Here is an 18,229-nt window from a genome sequence, read left to right on the forward strand (position 1 = left end):
TTCTTGAAGTGGCGGGTGAAGTGCGACTGGTCGTAGAAGCCGGTGGTCGCCGCGACGAGTCCCGGCGTCATGCCCTCCAGCAGCAGGCCGCGTGCCGTGTCCACCCTTCGGCCCGTCAGGTACTGATGCGGGGCCACGCCGAACTCCTTGGTGAAGGCGCGGACCAGCTGGGTGGGGTGGGACTGCAGCAGGTCGGAGGCCTCCGCCAGGGTGAGGCCTTCGACCAGCCGGGCGTCGAGCAGGTCGCGCAGCCGCCCGGCGACGCCCGGGGCGGCCGGCGGACGGGCATCACGCAGCGTTCCCGCGAGGTGTCCGTGCAGGCGTTCGACGATGAAGCCCAGTCGGCTCTCGGCCTCCAGCGGGTCGTCGGTCCCGTTCAGGGCGGTGTGCAGCAGGTGGATCCGTTGCCGCAGCACCGGGTCCGAGATGACGGGCTGGTCCGCGGCCGCCCCGATGAGTTCATGGCTCAGCAGGGTCGGGTCCAGATAGAGCACCCGTTTCCGGAATCCGTCCGGGGAGACCGAATCGCCGTTGTGCGCGACCTGCGGCGGGAGGATCGTGACGAGGTGATCCAGGGCGCCGTATTCATGACGGTCCACGTCGAAACGGACGATTCCGTCGTCGACGATGAGGAGTGTCCATGCGTCGTGCGTGTGCATGGGGTAGACGTGGTTCGTTATGCGCGCGTGGAAGACTTCTCGGATGCCGCCTACGGAAGGCCGCCAGGCGGCGATCTCCGGTTTACTCGCAGGTTTGCGCGATGATTTACGGAGAGCTTTACTCGTCGTGAGCATGATCGATCTTATCAGGAATGCGGTTTCCCGCGTGATGGAATTTGACGCTGCGTGATGGGCGGGAAGCCCGGGTAATCCGTGTTTCCCGTCACAGGCCGCGCACGTAGCCGCCGTCACAACGCATCGCGGTGCCGGTGACGTAGGAGGCCTGCGCGCTGCACAGGAAGGCGGCGGTCGCGCCGAACTCCTCGGGCCGCCCGTAGCGACCTGCCGGAATGGCCTCGACCGAGGACCGCCGCACGTCCGCCAGGCTGCGGCCGGCGCGCTCGGCGTTGGCGGCGTCGATCGCCGCGGTGCGCTCGGTCTCGATCCGGCCGGGCAGCAGGAGGTTCACCGTCACCCCGTCCGCGGCGACCTCGGCGGCCAGGGTCTTGAGGTAGCCGGCCAGCGCCGCGCGACCCAGGTTGGAGAGCGCCAGGTTGGGGATCGGAGCGGCGATCCCGCTGGATCCGACCGCCAGGATGCGGCCCCAGCCGCGTTCCCGCATGGCCGGCAGCGCCAGCGTGACCAGGGCCAACTGCGGGCGCAGCGTGACGTCCAGCGCGGCGTCCACCTCGGCCGGGTCGAGGCCGCTCGCCGGACCGGGTTTGGGCCCGGGCCCGTTGAGGACGAGCAGGTCGGGCGGGCCGAAAGCCGCGATCGTCGCCGCCATCAGCCGGGCCGGGCCGTCCTCGGCCAGGAGGTCCGCCTCGACTCCGACGGCGTCGGGCAACTCGGCGGCGATCTGCCGGGCGCGCTCCCCGCGCCGTCCGCAGACCACCGTCCGGGCGCCCTCCGCGGCCAGCGCCCGGGCGATCGCCTCCCCCAGGCCGCCGGTGGACGAGCACACGAGCGCGGTGCGCCCCGAAATTCCCAGATCCATGGGTGATTCCAACCATCTGCTAGCGGTGTGTCACGGAGTTCGAAGAGTGCGCGGAGTTCGCGGAGTTCGCAGAGTTTTGACAGGCGGGAATCCCGAAGAGGCAGGAATCCCGCAGGGTCAGGAATGCGCCTGGCCCTCGGCCACGTCGTAGAGGCCCGGTCCGTCCAGCCAGCGCAGCGTGCCGAGGTCGCGCAGGAGCACCTCGTCCACCTCGTGGGCGAGTGAGACCGCCAGCGGGTAGGTGGAGTCGTCCACGGTGGGGCTGATCGGGTCGCCGGGGTGGACCGCCAGGTGCAGTTCGCGGAAGCTCTCCAGGGCCCTGATGTCGTCCAGCCCCCGGTAGCCGCGCAGGACGCCCCGCACCGGTGACACCAGGCCGGCCCAGGCGACGGACCGGCTCAGCCGGTAGTCCTCCTGGTGGCGCGCCAGGAAGCGGTCGGGTTCGGCGAACGCGTCGACCGTCCAGCTGATCTGGGACTCGCCGGTGGCGAGGTGGGTGCGGCCGGGCAGGTCGAGTCCCGCGATCCGGGCGCCGACCTCGATCACGCACGGGCCCTGCGGGGTCAGCTTGATCTCCACGTGGGCCGGGCCGTTCGCGATGCCCAGGGCGTCCAGGACCCGCAGGCCGTAGTCGACCACCGGCTCCTGCACCTCGCCCCGGCGGGGCAGCAGCTGGCAGGCGACCGCCAGGTCGCGCTTGCCGTTGGCGCTGATCCGGTGCGTCTTCCAGATGTCGCAGACATGGTGGTGGCCGTCCCGGCTGACCGTGTTCAGCAGGTACTCGGCGCCGACCAGGTACTCCTGGGCGACCACGCCGTCGCCGGGCTCGGAGAAGATGTTCTCGCGGCCGGCGAGGGTGCGGTAGGCCCGCACCGACTCCTCGGGGGTGTCGCACCAGAACACGCCGTCGTTGGCGGCGCTGCGCAGCGGCTTGAGGATCGCCCGCCCGCCCGACCGCTCGTGCCAGGAGCGCAGTTGCTCCTCGGAGCGGACCAGGATCTGCTCCGCTCCGCGCAGCCCGCAGGCCTTGATCCGCTCGACCATGGCGTACTTGTCGCGGCGGGCCGGGCTGAGCGCCGTCCCGTTCGTCGGGATCGGGCGGTCGCGGGCGAGCCGCTCGCTCAGCGCGTCGGCGAGTTCCACCCCCAGCTCGCCGCCGGGCAGCACGGCCAGCGGTTCGAAGGGCGCCAGCCGTGCCGCGGTCGCCTCGACGTCCCCGGTGTGCACGAAGTCGGCGAGATACGGATTCGAATCCGGCTTCCCGGCGTAGAGCCGGGGGACTTCGACAGTGCTCTGTACCCTGACCGGTTCTATTCCGCGCTCGAGGAAGGCGGTCGCGAGACGGCGGGACAGGGCGTAGGTGTCGACGAGAATCACACGCCGGGTAGTCAATTGACCGAGCCTCTCTGGCAGCTGGCGATTCGCCTTGGGGATGCAAGCACAGGAGTGACGACCTGTCAACATTCGGTCAACGAGGGCGGATGGCCATCTCGGGTGTTGAGATGTCCCTTCAAAAGCACGTGGTCGGCTTGTACGGTGAGGACGAAGGGACCGCACGTCCGGAACAGCCCTGCCGATGCTCTCGCGGGGCAATACGGCATTCTCGCCGAGTTTCCGGGCCATCCGTTGCGGTGTCCGGTCGGGGGATCGGGGGTATCGAAATCATCACCCAGGCAAGGACTTTCGTTTTACGTCACTTCCGTGGGCTGCCACGGGGATTCTGGGTGGTGTTCGCCGGCCAGCTCGTGAACCGGATCGGCAGTATGGCGGTCCCGTTCCTGGTGCTCTATCTGGGCGATCAGGGCCTGTCCGCGTCGGACGCCGGGACGGTGCTGGCGGCCGTCGGGCTGGGCGGCCTGGTCTCGCAGCCGCTCGGCGGCGTGCTGGCCGACCGGTTCGGCCCCCGGGTGGCCGTGGTCTGCGGGCTCGCGGCCAGTTCGGCGAGCATCGTCGGCCTCGGCCTCGCGCACGGCCTGCCGGCGCTTCTCGCGGCCGCCGTCCTGGTCGGGGTGGTGGCCGACGTCTACCGTCCGGCCGCGGCCGCGCTGGTGGCGGTCCTGGTGCCCGCGCAGTCCCAGCCGCGTGCCTACGGACTGATCTACTGGGCGGTCAACCTGGGGGTGGGTCTCGCCGGGCTGCTGGCGGGCCTGCTGGCCCGGTACGGCTACGGGCTGTTGTTCCTCGCCCAGGCCGCCTCCTCCGCCGCTTTCGCGGTGCTGGTGGCCCTGTTGCTGCCGAAGGGGCCGGCGGCGGCCCTGCCGCGTGCCGTCGCCCGGAAGCACCCCGTCGGGCTGTTCCGGGACCGGCTGCTGCTCGCACTGATCGCGCTCAACGTCGTCAGCGGCCTGATCAACGCGCAGGTCACCGTCGGGCTGCCGCTCGCGATCAAGGACAGCGGCGAGTCCTCCGCCGTCTACGGCGCGGTCTTCCTGGTCAGCGGCGTCCTGATCGGCGTGCTCCAACCGCCGCTGGCCGGCTGGTTGGAACGGTTCGACCGGATCGCGGTGCTCGCGGTGTCCTGGGCCGTCTTCGGACTGGGCATCGCGGCCACCGGTCTGGTGCACACCGCGGCCGGGTACCTGGCCACCGTCGTGGTCTGGACCATCGGCGAGATCGGGGCGGCCGGCTTCGTCGGCTCGATCATCGCGGACCTGGCCCCCACGCACGCCCAGGGCCGCTACCAGGCGGCCTTCGGCTGGTCCTACGCGGCCGCCCAGCTGCTCGGCCCGCCGGCCGGCGCCTATCTCTACGGTTCGGTCGCGCCGTGGGCGCTGTGGTGGTCCTGCGCGCTGCTCGCGCTGGCCGGCGCGGCCGGCGGACTCGCCCTGGTCGGGCCGTTCCGCCGTCGGACCGCGCCCGCCGCCCCCATCCACGTTCTGGAGAACGCACTGTGACGCAACCTCGGCAGGCGTGCGGAACGCTCCCGCACCCCCCGCCCGACGACGACCTGCTGGAGCTCTACCGGCGGATGCGGGTGCTCCGCCGGATGGACGAAGTGCTCGCCGAGCTGGTGGCCGAGCGGCTCGTCACCGGGCCGATGCACCTGGGCATCGGCCAGGAGGCGGCCGGCATCGGCGCCACCGCCGCGCTGCGGCCGGGCGACCTGACCACCGCCACGCACCGCCCGCACGCCCAGTACGTCGGTCTCGGCCTGCCGCTGGGCCGCACCTTCGCGGAGATGATGGGCCGGGCCGACGGCCAGTGCGGCGGCCGGGCCGGGCACATGCTGATCGCCGACGCCGAGCACGGACTGCTCGGCCCCTCCGGCATCGTCGGGCACTCGCTGCTCCTGGCGGTCGGCCACGGCCTGGCCCAGAAGCGGGCCGGCCGGGGCGCCGTCACGCTCTGCGTGACCGGCGACGGCGCGGTCAACTCCGGTGCGTTCAACGAGGCGTTGAACATGGCGGCGCTGTGGCGGCTACCGGTCGTCGTGCTGGTCGAGAACAACGGCTACGGCCTGAGCGTCCGCCTCGACCGGCACTCGCGCCAGACCGAGCTGTACCGGCGGGCGGCCGGCTACGGCATCCCCGGGTACGCGGTGGACGGCAACGACGTGGAGGCGGTGCACCGGGTGGTCGCGGACGCCGTCGAGGCGGCCCGGCAGGGACGGGGACCGGCGCTGGTGGAGGCCGTCACCTTCCGCAGGTCCGGCTTCTCCAGCTCCGACCGCGGCGGCTACCGCGACCCGGACGAGGGGACCGGGGCCACCGACCCCCTGGAGCTGGCGGCCGGCCGGCTGCGGGAGCGCGGCGTCCCGTCCGAGCGACTGGCCGAGGTGGACCGGGCGGCGGTGGCGGAGATCGCCGAGGCGGTGGCGTTCGCCAGGGCGAGCCCGTGGCCCGACCCCGACCAGCTCTTCGCGTACGCGTCCAGGTGGGACCAAGGAGCACTGCGGTGACCGGTACGACCACGAGCGCGACCACGGCCGGTTCGCCGGCCACGACCACGTCGCCGGCCACGACCAGGATGACGTACGCGGGGGCGTTGAACGACGCGCTGCGCCGGGAGATGGCCGCCGACGACCGGGTGGTCGTGCTGGGCGAGGACGTCGCCCACTACGGGGGCATCTTCTCCGTGACCCGGGGACTGCTGGAGGAGTTCGGCGCCGACCGGGTCCTGGACACCCCGATCTCCGAGAACGGCATCGTCGGCGCCGCGATGGGCATGGCGATGAGCGGACTGCGGCCGGTGGTCGAGATCATGTACACCGACTTCCTGTGCCTGGCGCTGGACAGCATCGCCAACGGCGTGGCCGCCCTCCCGTTCGCCTACAACGACCAGGTGCGCATGCCGGTCGTGGTGCGCACCCAGGGCGGCGCCGGGATCAACGCCGGCCCGCAGCACTCGAAGTCGCTGGAGGCGTGGACCGCCCATCTGCCCGGGCTCCACACCGTGCTGCCCGCGAGCCCGGCCGACGCCAAGGGCCTGCTCACCGCGGCGCTGCGCTCGGACGAGTCGGTGATCCTGGTCGAGCACAAGCTGCTCTACGCGACCGAGGGCGAGGTCCCGACCGGGTCGCACCTGGTGCCGCTGGGTACCGCCGAGGTGGTGCGCCCCGGAAGCGACGTCACGGTGCTCGCGCTGTCCCGGATGGTGCCCGAGGCCCTCGTGGCGGCGGGCCGGCTGGCCGAACAGGGCCTGGACTGCGAGGTGGTGGACGTGCGCTCGCTGCGACCGCTGGACGTGGCCACGCTGGCGGCCTCCGCGCGCCGGACCGGACGGGTGGTGGTCGCGGCCGAGGCCTGGGTCCGGTACGGGCCTTCGGCGGAGATCGCCGCGGCGGTGACCGAGCACGCCTTCGAGGAACTGCGCGCCCCCGTGGTGCGGTTGGGGTCGCTCGGCGTGCCCTACCCGGCTAGCCCGGCGCTGGAGCCGAGTGTCCTGCCGGACTCCGCGGCGATCGTGCGCGCGGTGGAGGACCTCGTCAAGCGGACAGGCTGAGCCGACGAAACCCACGAGCCGACCCAGGAAACACGAGCGGAAAGAGGGGCGCGGGGATGCGCTTTCAGGACAGGTCCGTCCTGGTGACGGGCGGCGGTACCGGGATCGGCCGGGCCGTCGCCGTCGCCTTCGCGGCGGCCGGAGCCCGGGTGACGGTCGCCGGGCGGAGGCCCGGGGCACTGGCCGAGACGGTCTCCGTGATCGAGGCGGCCGGCGGACGGGCGTTCGCCGTGCCGGCCGACGTCACCCGGGAGTCCGACGTCGCCGCACTGGTCGAGGAGGTGGTCGCCCGCGACGGCCGGTTGGACATCGCCTGCAACAGTGCGGGCGTCCCCGGATCGGGGCGGCAGTTGCACGAGTTCGACCTGGAGGACTGGCGTCGGATCACCGACACCAACCTGCAGGGCGTCTGGCTGTCCATGAAGTACGAGATCCAGGCCATGCTCCGGCAGGACGGCGGCGGCGCGGTGGTGAACGTCGCCTCGATCGCCGGCCTGGTCGGCTACCTCAACGCGGCCCCGTACACCGCGGCGAAGCACGGTGTGGTGGGCCTCACCCGCAACAGCGCCATCGACTACGGCCCCCGGGGCATCCGGGTCAACGCGGTCTGCCCCGGGCCGGTGCTGACCCCGATGCTGGAACAGGCCCGCCGCGACCGCGGCCCGAGCGCCGACGAGTTCTACCTGGGCAACATCCCCCTGGGCAGGCTGTGCCGCCCCGAGGAGGTCGCCGCCGCCGTCCTCTGGCTCGCCTCGGACGAGGCCTCCTACATCACCGGCCAGGCACTGGGCGTGGACGGCGGCTGGACCGCGCAGTGACCCGCCGGGCCGGACGGTGGTGGGCCCGCTGCCCTCCCCGTCGGTCCGGCGCTCGCTCCGCGTTCCGGTCCGACCGCTTCACCCGGGCGCGTGCTCAACTCCGGTGGTTCGTCTACCGAAGACCCTGGGGTGGGGGCGGCATCGGACGGCCGTGCCCCGTCCGTGCGAGCAGAGGAGAGCGCGTTGAGCGACGACATCGCCTATGCCAGGATCCATCCCGCGATCGGCATCGCCCGGGTCGGCAACAGCACTCGGGACGACGGCTGGTTCCTCGGCCCGGAGGTGCCGGACCCGCCGGCCGAGCAGCCCGGCTTCTCCAAGGACGACCAGGGCGCGATCAAGCGGCAGGCCGCCCGCTTCCGGATCTACGGCTACGGCGCGGACGGCAGGGTCGTCCGCGAGCTGACGGTCGACGACCCGCGGGTGCGCATCGAGTGGGCGGTGCACGTCGCCAACAAGAAGGCCGCCTGGTACGAGTTCAGCCTCCCGCTCGACATCCCCGACATGAAGGACCAGCCCGAGCCCCGGCGCAACGCGGCCGTCAAGGACCGGGCGAGCCTGGTCATCGACCCCGGCCGCAAGACCCTGGTCGCGGGCAGCAAGCAGGAGGTGGAGTTCACCGGCGGCTCCTTCCTCGGGGCGCCCGTCCCGCTCGGCCGGATGCACTGCGATCCGGACGGCCGGCTGGTCGTGCTCGGCGGCGTCGGCACGTCCCGCAACCCCGAAGGCGGCGAGCTCGTCTCGTACGGCAACAACGACGGCTGGTGCGACGACACCTCCGACGGCCCGGTCACCGCGACCGTGACCATCGACGGCACCGCGCTGCGCGTCGACCCGGCCTGGGTCGTCGTCGCCCCGCCGAACTACGCACCCGACGTCAAGACCGTGCGCACCCTCCACGACCTGCTGTACGACCTCTTCGTCACCGAGGGGACGCTGGCGCCGCCCAAGACCGTCAACTTCGAGCGGGACGTCAAACCGATCCTGCAGCGGTTCTGCGAACTCCAGTGGGTGAACAAGGGGTTCGCCGCCCACTTCGGCTTCGGCGGCCCCCAGGACTTCCTCGCCCCCGACCACCTCGCCAGGCTCGCCGACCCCTCGCCCACGCACGAGGAACTGCGCCGCCAGGTCTACACCGCGCTGCGCGACCCCAAGCGGGACGGCATCTCCCCGATGCCCTGGCCGTGGATCTACGGCGACGGCATGAAGAGCATCCCCACCTCCGTCCTGCAGTACATGACCGTCTCCCCGACCCAGGACGCGATCCTCCTCGCCTGGATGAAGGGCGAGTTCACCACCACGCCGTGGCCGGGCTTCCCCCGGCGCCCGGAGGACGCGCCCGTCGCCGACCAGCCCGCCCTGCTGGACCGCGCCGCCCTCGACTTCTGCCTCGCCGACGCCTTCCACCCCGGCTGCGAGGTCACCTGGCCGATCCGGCACCCCACCATGTACGGCGAACCGCTGCGCATCCGCCACCGCGCCGAGGGCACCGCCGAACCGGACTACGGCGACAAGCTCAGCCAGGCCCGGGCGCTCGGTCCGGACGGTCCCCTGCACGAGCAGGGCCCCGGCGACCTGACCCGCTGGATGGCCGTCCCCTGGCAGACCGACACCGCCAGCTGCCGCTCGGGGTACGAAGCCGCCAAGCAGCTCGGCCCCCGCTACGACCCCTACCTGCCCACCTTCTGGCCGGCCCGGGTGCCCAACCACGTCCTCAAGGAGAGCGACTACCGGATCGTCAACAAGGAGATCACCCGGGTCGAGGAGGACGGCCGCGAGGCGGCATTCGCCAAGCGCGCGTCCTGGCTGCGCGGACTCCAGGGCGACTACAAGCAGCAGCTCAAGCAGGCCGTCGCCGAGTGGTACCACTTCGGCATCGTCGAGGTCCGCCCGTACACCGTCGGCGACGGCCGTTTCCCGGAGCGGATGCAGGTCGAATCCGTACCCGGCTTCCCGCTCGAAGGCGTCTCCGACACCCGCAACCTGAGCGCCATCCACGTCCCCGCCGCGACCGCCGCCCACGACAGCCTGAGCATGCAGGCGGCGGGCGAGGTCCTCGCGCTCACCGGGCTCTCGGCCGAGGAGGTCACCATCGGGTACTTCGACAAGCTCGACCCCTTCGGCGAGGAGGCCGGCGCGCCGACCGAGGGCGCGCCGACCGAGGGCGGCGCGTGACGTCGGACCACGATGTCGCGGTGGTGGGCGGCGGACCGGCCGGTGCGGCCGCCGCCCTCGCCCTGGCCGCCCGGGGGCGCAGGGTGCTGCTCGCCCACGCCCCCGGCGGCCCGCCACCGGTCGGCGAGGCGCTGCCGGCGGTCGCCCGGATGCTGCTGCGCGACCTCGGCGTGGCCGACACCGTCCCCGGCACCGGGCACCTGCCCTGCTACGGCAACCGGTCCGCCTGGGGGGCCCAGGACATCGGGACCGTCGACAGCATCAACGACCCGTACGGCCCCGGCTGGCACCTGGACCGCGCACTCTTCGACCGGCGGCTGCGCGCGGCGGCCCGCGCGGTGGGGGTGGACGTCCGCGAGGCGGTGGTGCGCCCCGACGCCCGTCACCAGGACGGCTCGTGGGCCCTCACCCTGGCCGGCCGGACGGTCCGCTGCCGGCACCTCGTCGACGCCACCGGCCGGCGCGCCGCCATCGCCACCACCCACGGCGCCCGACGCGTCCGCGGCGACCGGCTCGTGGCGCTGTACCTCACCCTCGACGCCCGCGACACCGCGGACGCCACCACGCTCGTCGAGGCCGCGCCCGACGGCTGGTGGTACAGCGCGCTGCTGCCCGGCGGCCGGCTGCTGGTCGCCTTCTTCACCGACGCCGACCTGCCCGCCGCCCGCCCGGACAGCCGGTCCTTCGGGCTGCGCCTGGCCGCCACCGGCCCCACCGCGGCCCGTACCGCCGCCCACCGCACGCTCCCCGCACCCGCCAGGGCGCCCGCCCACACCGTCCGCCTGGACCGCGTCCACGGCGACGGCTGGACCGCCGTCGGCGACGCCGCGGCCGCCTTCGACCCGCTGTCCTCCCAGGGCATCCTGACGGCCCTGTACACCGGTCAGGCCGCCGGAGCCGCCGTGCACGGCCACCTCGACGGCGACCCGCACGCGCTGGATGGCTACACCGATGTCGTCACGGCCGTCACCGCCGCCTACCGGCGCCACCACGCGGCCTACTACGCCCTCGAACAGCGGTGGCCGGACAGCCCGTTCTGGCAGCGGCGCCAATCGGGAGCCGCTCCTCGCGTGGCGGTGCAGGTATACCCCAAGTAAGTGAAAACAAAAGGAAGTTGCGATTTCGATCGCGTTGGCCTTGCATGTGCATGGCGTCCAGGCTCGCGGTAAGGCTGTTGTCTGATTCGACGACCTCCTCCGCCGGGAGAAGGAACCGACGGCGGCCCACCCGGCCTGACGGCCCGACGGCCGGCCCGCCCGGCTCAGGGGCGGGCCGGCCGGGCGCCCACGACGAACCACCGGGCCGGGAGGTCGATCCGGTGGCCGTCGGGGGCGGACTCCGTGGTGATCAGCGGCAGGTCGCCGACGGCGAGCACGGCGAGGCCGGCCGTGTCGAGGAGCTCGGTGAGGGCCGTGTCGGCGACCTCGGCAGGGGCGAGGCCGTGGGCGAAGACCGGGCGCAGCTTCGGTGGCGGCCCGGCCGGGTGGTGGGCGAGGTCGGCCAGGACCTGCTTGGCCGCCTCGGCGAGCTCGACGAGGAAGGCCCGGCCGCGTGCGCCGACCAGCGTGGCGACGGCGTCGGCGACCAGGCGGCGGTCGGCCGGTTCGCTCTGGTGGATCACACCGCGCAGATAGACGTTGGCGTCGCCGAGGCGGTCGTGGAGCGCCCGGACGGCCTCGGCGTCGGTGGCGTCCAGCGCCGCGAACTCGGCCCGCGTCGCCGGATCCCGGCGCCGGGCCAGGTCGAGGGCGGCGGCGGACAGGTCGACCCCGAGGACGCGGTCGAAGTGGCCGGCCAGGAAGCGGGTCTGGGTGCCGTTGCCGCAGCCCAGGTCGACCACGGGCAGCCCCGGGTCGGTGACGTAGGGGGCGAACAGCGCGAGGTGGGGTTCCGCCGTGAGGGCCGGCTCCGCGTCCCAGATCACCGAGCCCGGCTCCTCGGGCGCACCGCGCCAGAAGCCCTCCCAGGCGTCCCGGTACCGACTCGTCACGCTCATGGCCGGGGACCTCCTGGTGTCACACACAGTGTCGGGACCGTGTCTATCGGTCCCGGGCCCGGGCGGCAAGCACCGGTCGGCGCAACACGGCCTCCCGGCGCAAAGCCGGCCCCCGGCGTCACACGGGCTCAGGCCCCGGCCCCGGCCCTGGCCTGGCGCAGCAGGTACGTTCCGGACACGGCGGCCAGGGCGGCCATGCAGGCGGCGAAGACCAGGCCGGCATGCGCCAGGCCGACCGGCCCGGTGAGCAGGCCCACGCCGATGACCGGGATCGAGATGCCGAAGTAGGCGACCACGAACAGCGCCGACAGGGCCCCGCCGCGGTGCTCGGCGGGGCTCGCCGCGGCGACCTCGCCGACGGCGCCGCGCAGGCCCATGCCCTGGCCCGCGCCGCCGACCAGGGCGCTGAGCACCAGCGGCGGGAGGGTGGTCCAGGCGAGGGAGACGGCCAGCAGGGCGAGCCCGACGATGAGCACCAGGCAGCCCAGCGGGATCGCCCGGGCCGTGCCGAGACGGGGCACCAGGAGCTGGCCCAGGGTGGAGGCGAAGAAGGCCGTGAAGACGATCAGGCCGACGACCGCGTGGTTGTGGATGCCCAGGCCGGCGGCGAGGAAGGCCGGGCTGACCGAGGTGAAGACGCCCAGCAGGGAGAAGCCCGCGAACGCGGCGAGCCCGGCCGGGACGAACACCCGGCGGACCTCCGGCGGCAGGGACGGCCGGTTGGGCCGGGCGGTGCGCAGCGGGCGGGCCCCGGCGACCGTCTCCGGCAGGAACAGGGTGAGGACGAACGACGTGGCGAGCAGCACCAGGTGCACGACGAACGGCAGGACCAGCGGGTCGGGCGCGTACTCGGCGAGCACGCCGGACAGCAGCGATCCGCAGCCGAGGCCGCCCATGTTGGCGGCGGTCGCGGCGAAGCCCGCGCGGGCAGTCCGCCCGGGCGGGGCGAGCTCCAGCACGTACGCGGTGCCGGTGCCGGTGAACAGGCCCGCCGAGAAGCCGGACAGCAGCCGGCCCAGGAGCAGCAGCGGAACGCTGTCCGCCGCCAGGAAGACGACGGCGCTGCAGGCCGCGAACCCGAGCCCGAAGAGCAGGACGACGCGGCGCCCGATGGTGTCGGAGACGTTGCCGACCAGCAGCAGGACGCCGATGACGCCGAAGGCGTACACGGCGAACACGACCGTCACCGTCAGCTCGGAGAAGCCGATCTCGTCCTGGTACAGCCCGTAGAGCGGGGTGGGCAGTGTGGTACCCGCCATGCAGACGGCGAAGGCGGCGGCGGCCACGAGGTAGCCGAAGCGGCCCGCGGCAGGCCGGGCGGTCCGACGATCGGTCATTCGCCCACGATAGGCACGCCGCCCGGCCGGGCCCGCGCGGTGCGGGGGCGCGCTGCGCCGAATGGCCGCCGCCCGCCGCCCCGCCGGCGTCGGTGGCGGCGGGGCGGGGGGTAGCCGGATCAGTAGGTGACGATGCCCGGGTCCGAGAGGCCGGGGGCGCCGGTCTCGACGTGGCCGGCCAGGCGGCGGACGAAGTCGGCGGTCGCCGCGGAGGTGACGGTGACGTCGTACCAGTGGCGGCAGCCGCCGAGGTCGACGGTGTACGCGAGCGTCGCGCCCCGGCGGACGGTGACGGTCTGCGGGGTGCCGCCGTAGGCGTTGCTGACGGTGAGGACGACGTCGGCGGCGCCCGCGTTGGTCAGGGTGAGGTCGAGGTTGCCGGTGGTCGGGTTGTGCCGCGCGGTGACCTCGGGCCCGGCGGTCTTGCCGGGGTTGCGGAAGCGGCGCAGGAAGCCGTTGGGGCCGTGGACGGTCAGGTCGGTGACGCCCTTGGAGTAGCTGGTGTTCCAGGTGTCCGTGATCGACTTGCCCGCCTCCGCGGTGTAGGTCCACGGCCCGTCGGTGCGGTTGGGCGAGGTCACCAGGAACTGGGCGCCGGCCGCCGCGCCGCCGCTGAGGGTGAGGCGGAACCTGCCGGTGCCGGTGTCGGCCGCGCCGTCCGCGTACGGGGCGTACTTGAGCGGGCGGGTGGGCTTGGTGCCGGGCTCCTGCTTCGGCATGGTGCCGGTGGCGGGCGGGCTGGGCACGTAGTCGGGGTGCCGGTTGCGGTCCGGCGGGAGGTAGCCGGCCGTGGAGGGCAGCGCGGCCGGGGCGGGGTTCGACGCGGTGAAGTCGAAGGCGGAGGTCAGGTCGCCGCAGATGGCGCGCCGCCAGGGCGAGATGTTGGGCTCCAGCACGCCGAAGCGGCGCTCCATGAAGCGGATGATCGAGGTGTGGTCGAAGGTCTCCGAGCAGGCGTAGCCGCCGGTGCTCCAGGGCGAGACCACCAGCATCGGCACCCGCTGGCCGAGGCCGTACGGACCGGCCGCGTTGGCGGCGTTCCCGGCGAAGTAGTCGGCCGTGGTCGACACCGTCGAGAGGCCCTGGGAGGCGGAGGAGGGCGGGAACGGCGGCACGACGTGGTCGAAGAAGCCGTCGTTCTCGTCGTAGGTGATGAACAGCGCCGTGCGGGCCCACACGTCGGGGTTGGAGGTGAGCGCGTCCAGCACCTGGGAGACGTACCAGGCGCCGTAGTTCGCGGGCCAGTTGGGGTGCTCGGTGAACGCTTCGGGGGCGGCGATCCAGGAGATCTGCGGCAGCGTGCCGGCCTGGACGTCGCGGCGCAGTACGTCGAACAGGCCGTCGCCCGCCTTGGCGTCGGTGCCGGTGCGGGCCTTGTCGTACAGCGGGTCGCCGGGCTTGGCGTTGCGGTAGTTGTCGAAGTAGAGCAGCGAGTTGTCGCCGTAGTTGCCGCGGTAGGCGTCGCCTATCCAGCCCCAGGAGCCCGCCGCGTCCAGGCCGTCGCCGATGTCCTGGTAGACCTTCCAGGAGACCCCGGCCTTCTCCAGCCGCTCGGGGTAGGTGGTCCAGCCGTACCCGGCCTCCTGGTTGCCGAGGACCGGGCCGCCGCCGGTGCCGTCGTTGCCGGTGAAGCCGGTCCACATGTAGTAGCGGTTCGGGTCGGTGGAGCCGATGAACGAGCAGTGGTAGGCGTCGCAGAGGGTGAACGCGTCGGCGAGCGCGTAGTGGAACGGGATGTCCTGGCGGGTCAGGTAGGCCATGGTGGTGGCCGTCTTGGCGGGGACCCACTGGTCGTACCTGCCGTTGTTGAAGGCCTTGTGGCCGCCGGCCCAGTCGTGGTTGAGGTCCTGGACGAACTGCATGCCCAGGTCGTTCACCTGGGGGCGGAACGGCAGCACCTCCTTCTTGGCGCTGTCCGTCTGGTGCCACACCGACTTGCCGCTCGGCAGGGTCACCGGGCGGGGGTCGCCGAAGCCGCGGACCCCCTTCATCGCGCCGAAGTAGTGGTCGAACGAACGGTTCTCCTGCATCAGGACGACGATGTGCTCGACGTCCCGGAGGGTGCCGGTGGCGCCTTGCGGGGCGATCGCCGCGGCCCGCGCGATGCTCTGCGACAGCGTGGTGAACGCGGCTGTGGTGCCCGCGAGTTGGAGGAAACGTCGACGGTTCAGCTCTGCCATGGGTGGAATGACCTCTGGGTGTCGCGAGGGTGGAGGACGGCACCCCAAGGACAGCGCCCGTGGGGTACCGCCCGGCGGACCGTTCATGGCTGCCCGTTGTACGTCCGGCGAACGCCTCGAGTTGTCTGAACACGTTCCGTCAGCGGCCCTCCGTGCCGGGAGTCGCGGCGCGTCGCCGGGTGTGGTCGGAGCCACACCCAGTGTGGTCACAGCAGGTCCTGGCGGGCATTAGCCTTGGGTCCCCGGGGCGGGCGGTCCGTCCGACCGACCCGAGGGGAACGAAGAGTGGTGCACGACAGCCGGGTCCCGGCCGTGGTCGGGCGGCAGCGGGAGACGGAACTGCTCACCGCCGCCCTGGTGCAGGCCGAGGACGGCGCGAGCGGGTCCACGGTGCTGCTGCGCGGCGAGCCCGGCGTCGGCAAGTCCACCCTGCTGTCCTGGGTGGAGCGCGCCGCGCGCGAACGGGGCTTCACCGTCCTGCGGGCCGTCGGCGCCGAGGCGGAGACGGACCTCGCGTTCGGCGCCCTGCACCAGGCCTTCCGGTCACTGCTCCAGCGCTCCGGCGCCCTCTCCGACCACCAGCGGGAGGCCCTGGAGAGCGCGCTCGGCGTCCGCTCCGGAACCCCCAGCGGCTTCGCCGTCGGCGCCGCCGCCCTGGCACTGCTGGAGGAGGCGATGCGGACCGCCCCCGTGCTGCTGCTCCTGGACGACCTGCACTGGATCGACTCGTCGAGCGCGACCGTCTTCGCCTTCCTCCACCGGCGCTGCGCCGAACTGCCGATGGTGATCGTCGGCGCCAGCCGCCCGGACGGACCGGCCGCGCAGACCTGGTCGGCCGAGGCCGTCGAGGTCCGCGCCCTGCCCCGCCCGGACGCGGCCCTGCTGCTGGGCACCTGCCACCCCGAACTCGCCGCGGCCGCCCGGGACCGGGTCCTGGCGGAGGCCGCCGGGAACCCCCTGGCGCTGGTGGAACTGCCGCGCCAACTCGCCGCCGCCCAGCAGCGGGGCACCGCGCCGCTGCCGGAACGGCTGCCGCTGGGGCGCAAGCTCGAGCGGATGTTCGCCGACCGGCTGGGCGCGATGACGCCCGAGGTCGGCCGCTTCCTGCTGCTCGGCGCCCTGGCCACCGGCCCGGAGTTCAGCAGCGGCGCCTGGCTGCGCGCCGTCGCCGACGGGAACGCGCAGGAGGCCCTGGCCCGGATCGAGGCGGACGGCCTGGCCCGGCTGGACCCGGCCGGACAGCTGGTCTTCCGGCACCCCCTGGTCCGCACCGCCGTCGTCGCCGCGGCCTCCGACACCGCGCGCCGCGAGGCCCACCGGGCCCTGTCCGAAGCCCTCGCGCCGGACGACCCGAGGCGACTGGTCCACGAGGCGTCCGCCGCGCTGCTGCCCGACGAGGACCTCGCCCACCGCCTTCAGGAGGCCGGCCGGGAGCTCGCCCGCCGGGGCGGCGACGCCGAGGGCGCGCTGCTGCTCGAACGCGCCGCCGTCCTCAGCCCCAGCTCCTGCGACCGCGTCCGCAGGCTCACCTGGGCCGCGGTGATGTCGGCGCGCGGCGGGCAACTGCGCCACACCGCGTCCCTGGTGGAGGAACTGAAGACCGTCACCGTGCCGGATGACGTCGCCCCGCTGTTCGCGTACGCGGTGGTCTACGCCGACCAGAGTCACCACGTCGACTTCGAGTCCTCCGCCGCCCTGCTGCCCGCGGCCCTCGACGCGCTCACCGCACCGGGCGCCGACACCTTCGGCGGGATCACCGAACAGGCCTACTTCAAACTGCTCCTGGCCGCCACCTACACGGACGACCCGTGGGCCTGGCGGGCCCTGGAACGGCACCGGGACGAGGTCTCCGAGGCGGGCCGGCTGTGCCTGCGGGCCTGGACCGACCCGGGCCCGGACGCGGCCGCCACCCTGCGGGCCGTCGCCGAGCGGATGACGGAGGAACAGGAGGCCGGCGCCGCCTGGCTGCTGCTGTGGACCGCCTCGGCCCTCGACTGCCCCGAGGGCTCCCTGTGGCAGCGCTTCACCGGGCTGCACGGCTACGCCTCCCAGGGCTCGATCGCCAAGGCCAAATGCCACCAGGACTTCCTGCTCGGCCACTGGGACCAGGCCGCCGTCTGCCTGCGCGAAGCCGAGATCGCCGACGAACTCGGTTACCACACCAACGCGTTGATGTTCCGCCAGTACTACGCCCACTTCCTGGCCGGCCGTGGCGACGAGGCCGGGCTCCGGGAGGTCGAGCAGGCCATCCGGCCCACCGCCACCCGCGCCCGGATGCGGTACGTCCTCGACCGCCTGACCCACCTGCGCGGACTGGCCGCGCTCGCCCACGGGCGCCACGAGGAGGCGTACGCCCACTTCTCCGAGCTCACCCCGCCCGGGCGGCTGCCCGGCGGCCCGCCCTGGCGCCATGCCCTGGTCCTCGACCTGGTCACGGCCGCCGTGCACACCGGCCGGCACGAGGAGGCCCGGGCCCACCTCGCCGCCGGCCGGGCGGCCCATTCCGCGGAGATCTCCGACCGCCACGCCTTCCTGTGCGCGGCCGCCACCGCCGTGGCCGCCGAGGACGACGAAGCCGACGCCGGCTACCGCGCCGCGTACGCCGTCCCCGGCGCGGAGCAGTGGGCGTTCGACCTCGCCCGGCTGCGGCTCGCCCACGGCTCGTGGCTGCGCCGCCGCCACCGGCCCGGCGCCCGGGAACCGCTGCGCGCCGCCCACCACGTGTTCCGCCGTCTCCAGGCGGACCCCTGGGCCCAGCGCTGCGAGGAGGAGCTGCGGGCCGCCGGCGACCCGGTGGCACCGCCGCCCGGCGCACCGGCCGCGGAATCGCCCGGTCTCACCGGCCAGGAGCTGCGGATAGCCCGGCTCGCCGCGACCGGGCTGACCAACAAGGAGATCGGCCGCCGGCTCCTGCTGTCGCCCCGCACCGTCGCGGCCCACCTCTACAAGATCTTCCCGAAGCTCGGCATCACCTCGCGGGCCGCGCTCGCCCACGCCCTCGACAACGCCACTGACCTGCGCTGACGTCCTTCCCGGCGGTCGCTGCCCGGCCGCGCGGCACATGCTGCCCGAAAGGACAGTCAGATGACCTAACGGGCCGCCGCGCCCGCGCCCCAGGCTGGGACC

General features: G+C 73.5%; 12 protein-coding genes and 1 pseudogene. 7 read left to right on the forward strand and 6 right to left on the reverse strand.

The features are described from left to right. Positions 1-26 precede the first annotated feature (26 nt). The 3 genes and pseudogenes from ACZ52R_RS14800 to ACZ52R_RS14810 form a co-directional block, all read right to left on the reverse strand. Positions 27-794: pseudogene (locus ACZ52R_RS14800) on the reverse strand (AraC family transcriptional regulator); the annotation flags it as partial. Positions 795-882: 88 nt separating this feature from the next. After that, positions 883-1,656: an SDR family oxidoreductase gene (locus ACZ52R_RS14805; protein ID WP_465617967.1), complete on the reverse strand. Its 774-nt coding sequence runs from the start codon at positions 1,654-1,656 to the stop codon at positions 883-885. 117 nt (positions 1,657-1,773) lie between these two features. Then, entirely contained in the window at positions 1,774-3,048 is a 1,275-nt protein-coding gene (locus ACZ52R_RS14810; RefSeq protein ID WP_465617969.1) for an ATP-grasp domain-containing protein, read from the reverse strand. Positions 3,049-3,158: 110 nt separating this feature from the next. On the opposite strand from ACZ52R_RS14810, the gene ACZ52R_RS14815 reads away from it, so the two are divergent. The 6 genes from ACZ52R_RS14815 (at position 3,159) to ACZ52R_RS14840 (ending at position 10,687) form a co-directional block, all read left to right on the forward strand. Then, the gene (locus tag ACZ52R_RS14815; protein ID WP_465618263.1) at positions 3,159-4,550 is read left to right on the forward strand and encodes an MFS transporter; all 1,392 of its coding nucleotides are present in this window, start codon (positions 3,159-3,161) and stop codon (positions 4,548-4,550) included. After that, the gene (locus ACZ52R_RS14820; RefSeq protein WP_465663425.1) at positions 4,547-5,554 is read left to right on the forward strand and encodes a thiamine pyrophosphate-dependent dehydrogenase E1 component subunit alpha; all 1,008 of its coding nucleotides are present in this window, start codon (positions 4,547-4,549) and stop codon (positions 5,552-5,554) included. Before ACZ52R_RS14815 ends, ACZ52R_RS14820 begins: the two co-directional genes overlap by 4 nt. Continuing rightward, entirely contained in the window at positions 5,551-6,597 is a 1,047-nt protein-coding gene (locus ACZ52R_RS14825; RefSeq protein WP_465663426.1) for an alpha-ketoacid dehydrogenase subunit beta, read from the forward strand. The genes ACZ52R_RS14820 and ACZ52R_RS14825 overlap by 4 nt, the downstream gene beginning before the upstream one ends. Positions 6,598-6,653: 56 nt before the next feature. Next, positions 6,654-7,415: an SDR family NAD(P)-dependent oxidoreductase gene (locus ACZ52R_RS14830; RefSeq protein ID WP_465617974.1), complete on the forward strand. Its 762-nt coding sequence runs from the start codon at positions 6,654-6,656 to the stop codon at positions 7,413-7,415. Positions 7,416-7,598: 183 nt separating this feature from the next. Then, positions 7,599-9,590, forward strand: coding sequence for a LodA/GoxA family CTQ-dependent oxidase (locus ACZ52R_RS14835; protein ID WP_465663427.1), 1,992 nt, complete (start codon positions 7,599-7,601; stop codon positions 9,588-9,590). Next, the gene (locus tag ACZ52R_RS14840; protein ID WP_465617978.1) at positions 9,587-10,687 is read left to right on the forward strand and encodes a tryptophan 7-halogenase; all 1,101 of its coding nucleotides are present in this window, start codon (positions 9,587-9,589) and stop codon (positions 10,685-10,687) included. Before ACZ52R_RS14835 ends, ACZ52R_RS14840 begins: the two co-directional genes overlap by 4 nt. A gap of 164 nt (positions 10,688-10,851) precedes the next feature. Here ACZ52R_RS14840 and ACZ52R_RS14845 read toward each other — a convergent pair whose 3' ends face one another. From ACZ52R_RS14845 to ACZ52R_RS14855, 3 genes are all read right to left on the reverse strand, one after another. Continuing rightward, complete coding sequence (locus tag ACZ52R_RS14845) at positions 10,852-11,586, reverse strand: class I SAM-dependent methyltransferase (protein WP_465663428.1); 735 nt, start codon at positions 11,584-11,586, stop codon at positions 10,852-10,854. Positions 11,587-11,714: 128 nt separating this feature from the next. Then, on the reverse strand, positions 11,715-12,923 hold the full coding sequence (locus ACZ52R_RS14850) for an MFS transporter (protein ID WP_465617982.1): 1,209 nt from the start codon (positions 12,921-12,923) through the stop codon (positions 11,715-11,717). Positions 12,924-13,042: 119 nt separating this feature from the next. Continuing rightward, entirely contained in the window at positions 13,043-15,103 is a 2,061-nt protein-coding gene (locus ACZ52R_RS14855) for a phosphocholine-specific phospholipase C (protein WP_465753541.1), read from the reverse strand. 285 nt (positions 15,104-15,388) lie between these two features. Here ACZ52R_RS14855 and ACZ52R_RS14860 point away from each other — a divergent pair, with 285 nt between their 5' ends. Beyond that, positions 15,389-18,127 (forward strand): ATP-binding protein, encoded by a 2,739-nt coding sequence (locus ACZ52R_RS14860; protein WP_465753542.1) that lies wholly within the window; start codon positions 15,389-15,391, stop codon positions 18,125-18,127. Positions 18,128-18,229 lie beyond the last annotated feature (102 nt).

It is taken from the genome of Kitasatospora sp. NPDC034023 (assembly GCF_055575795.1).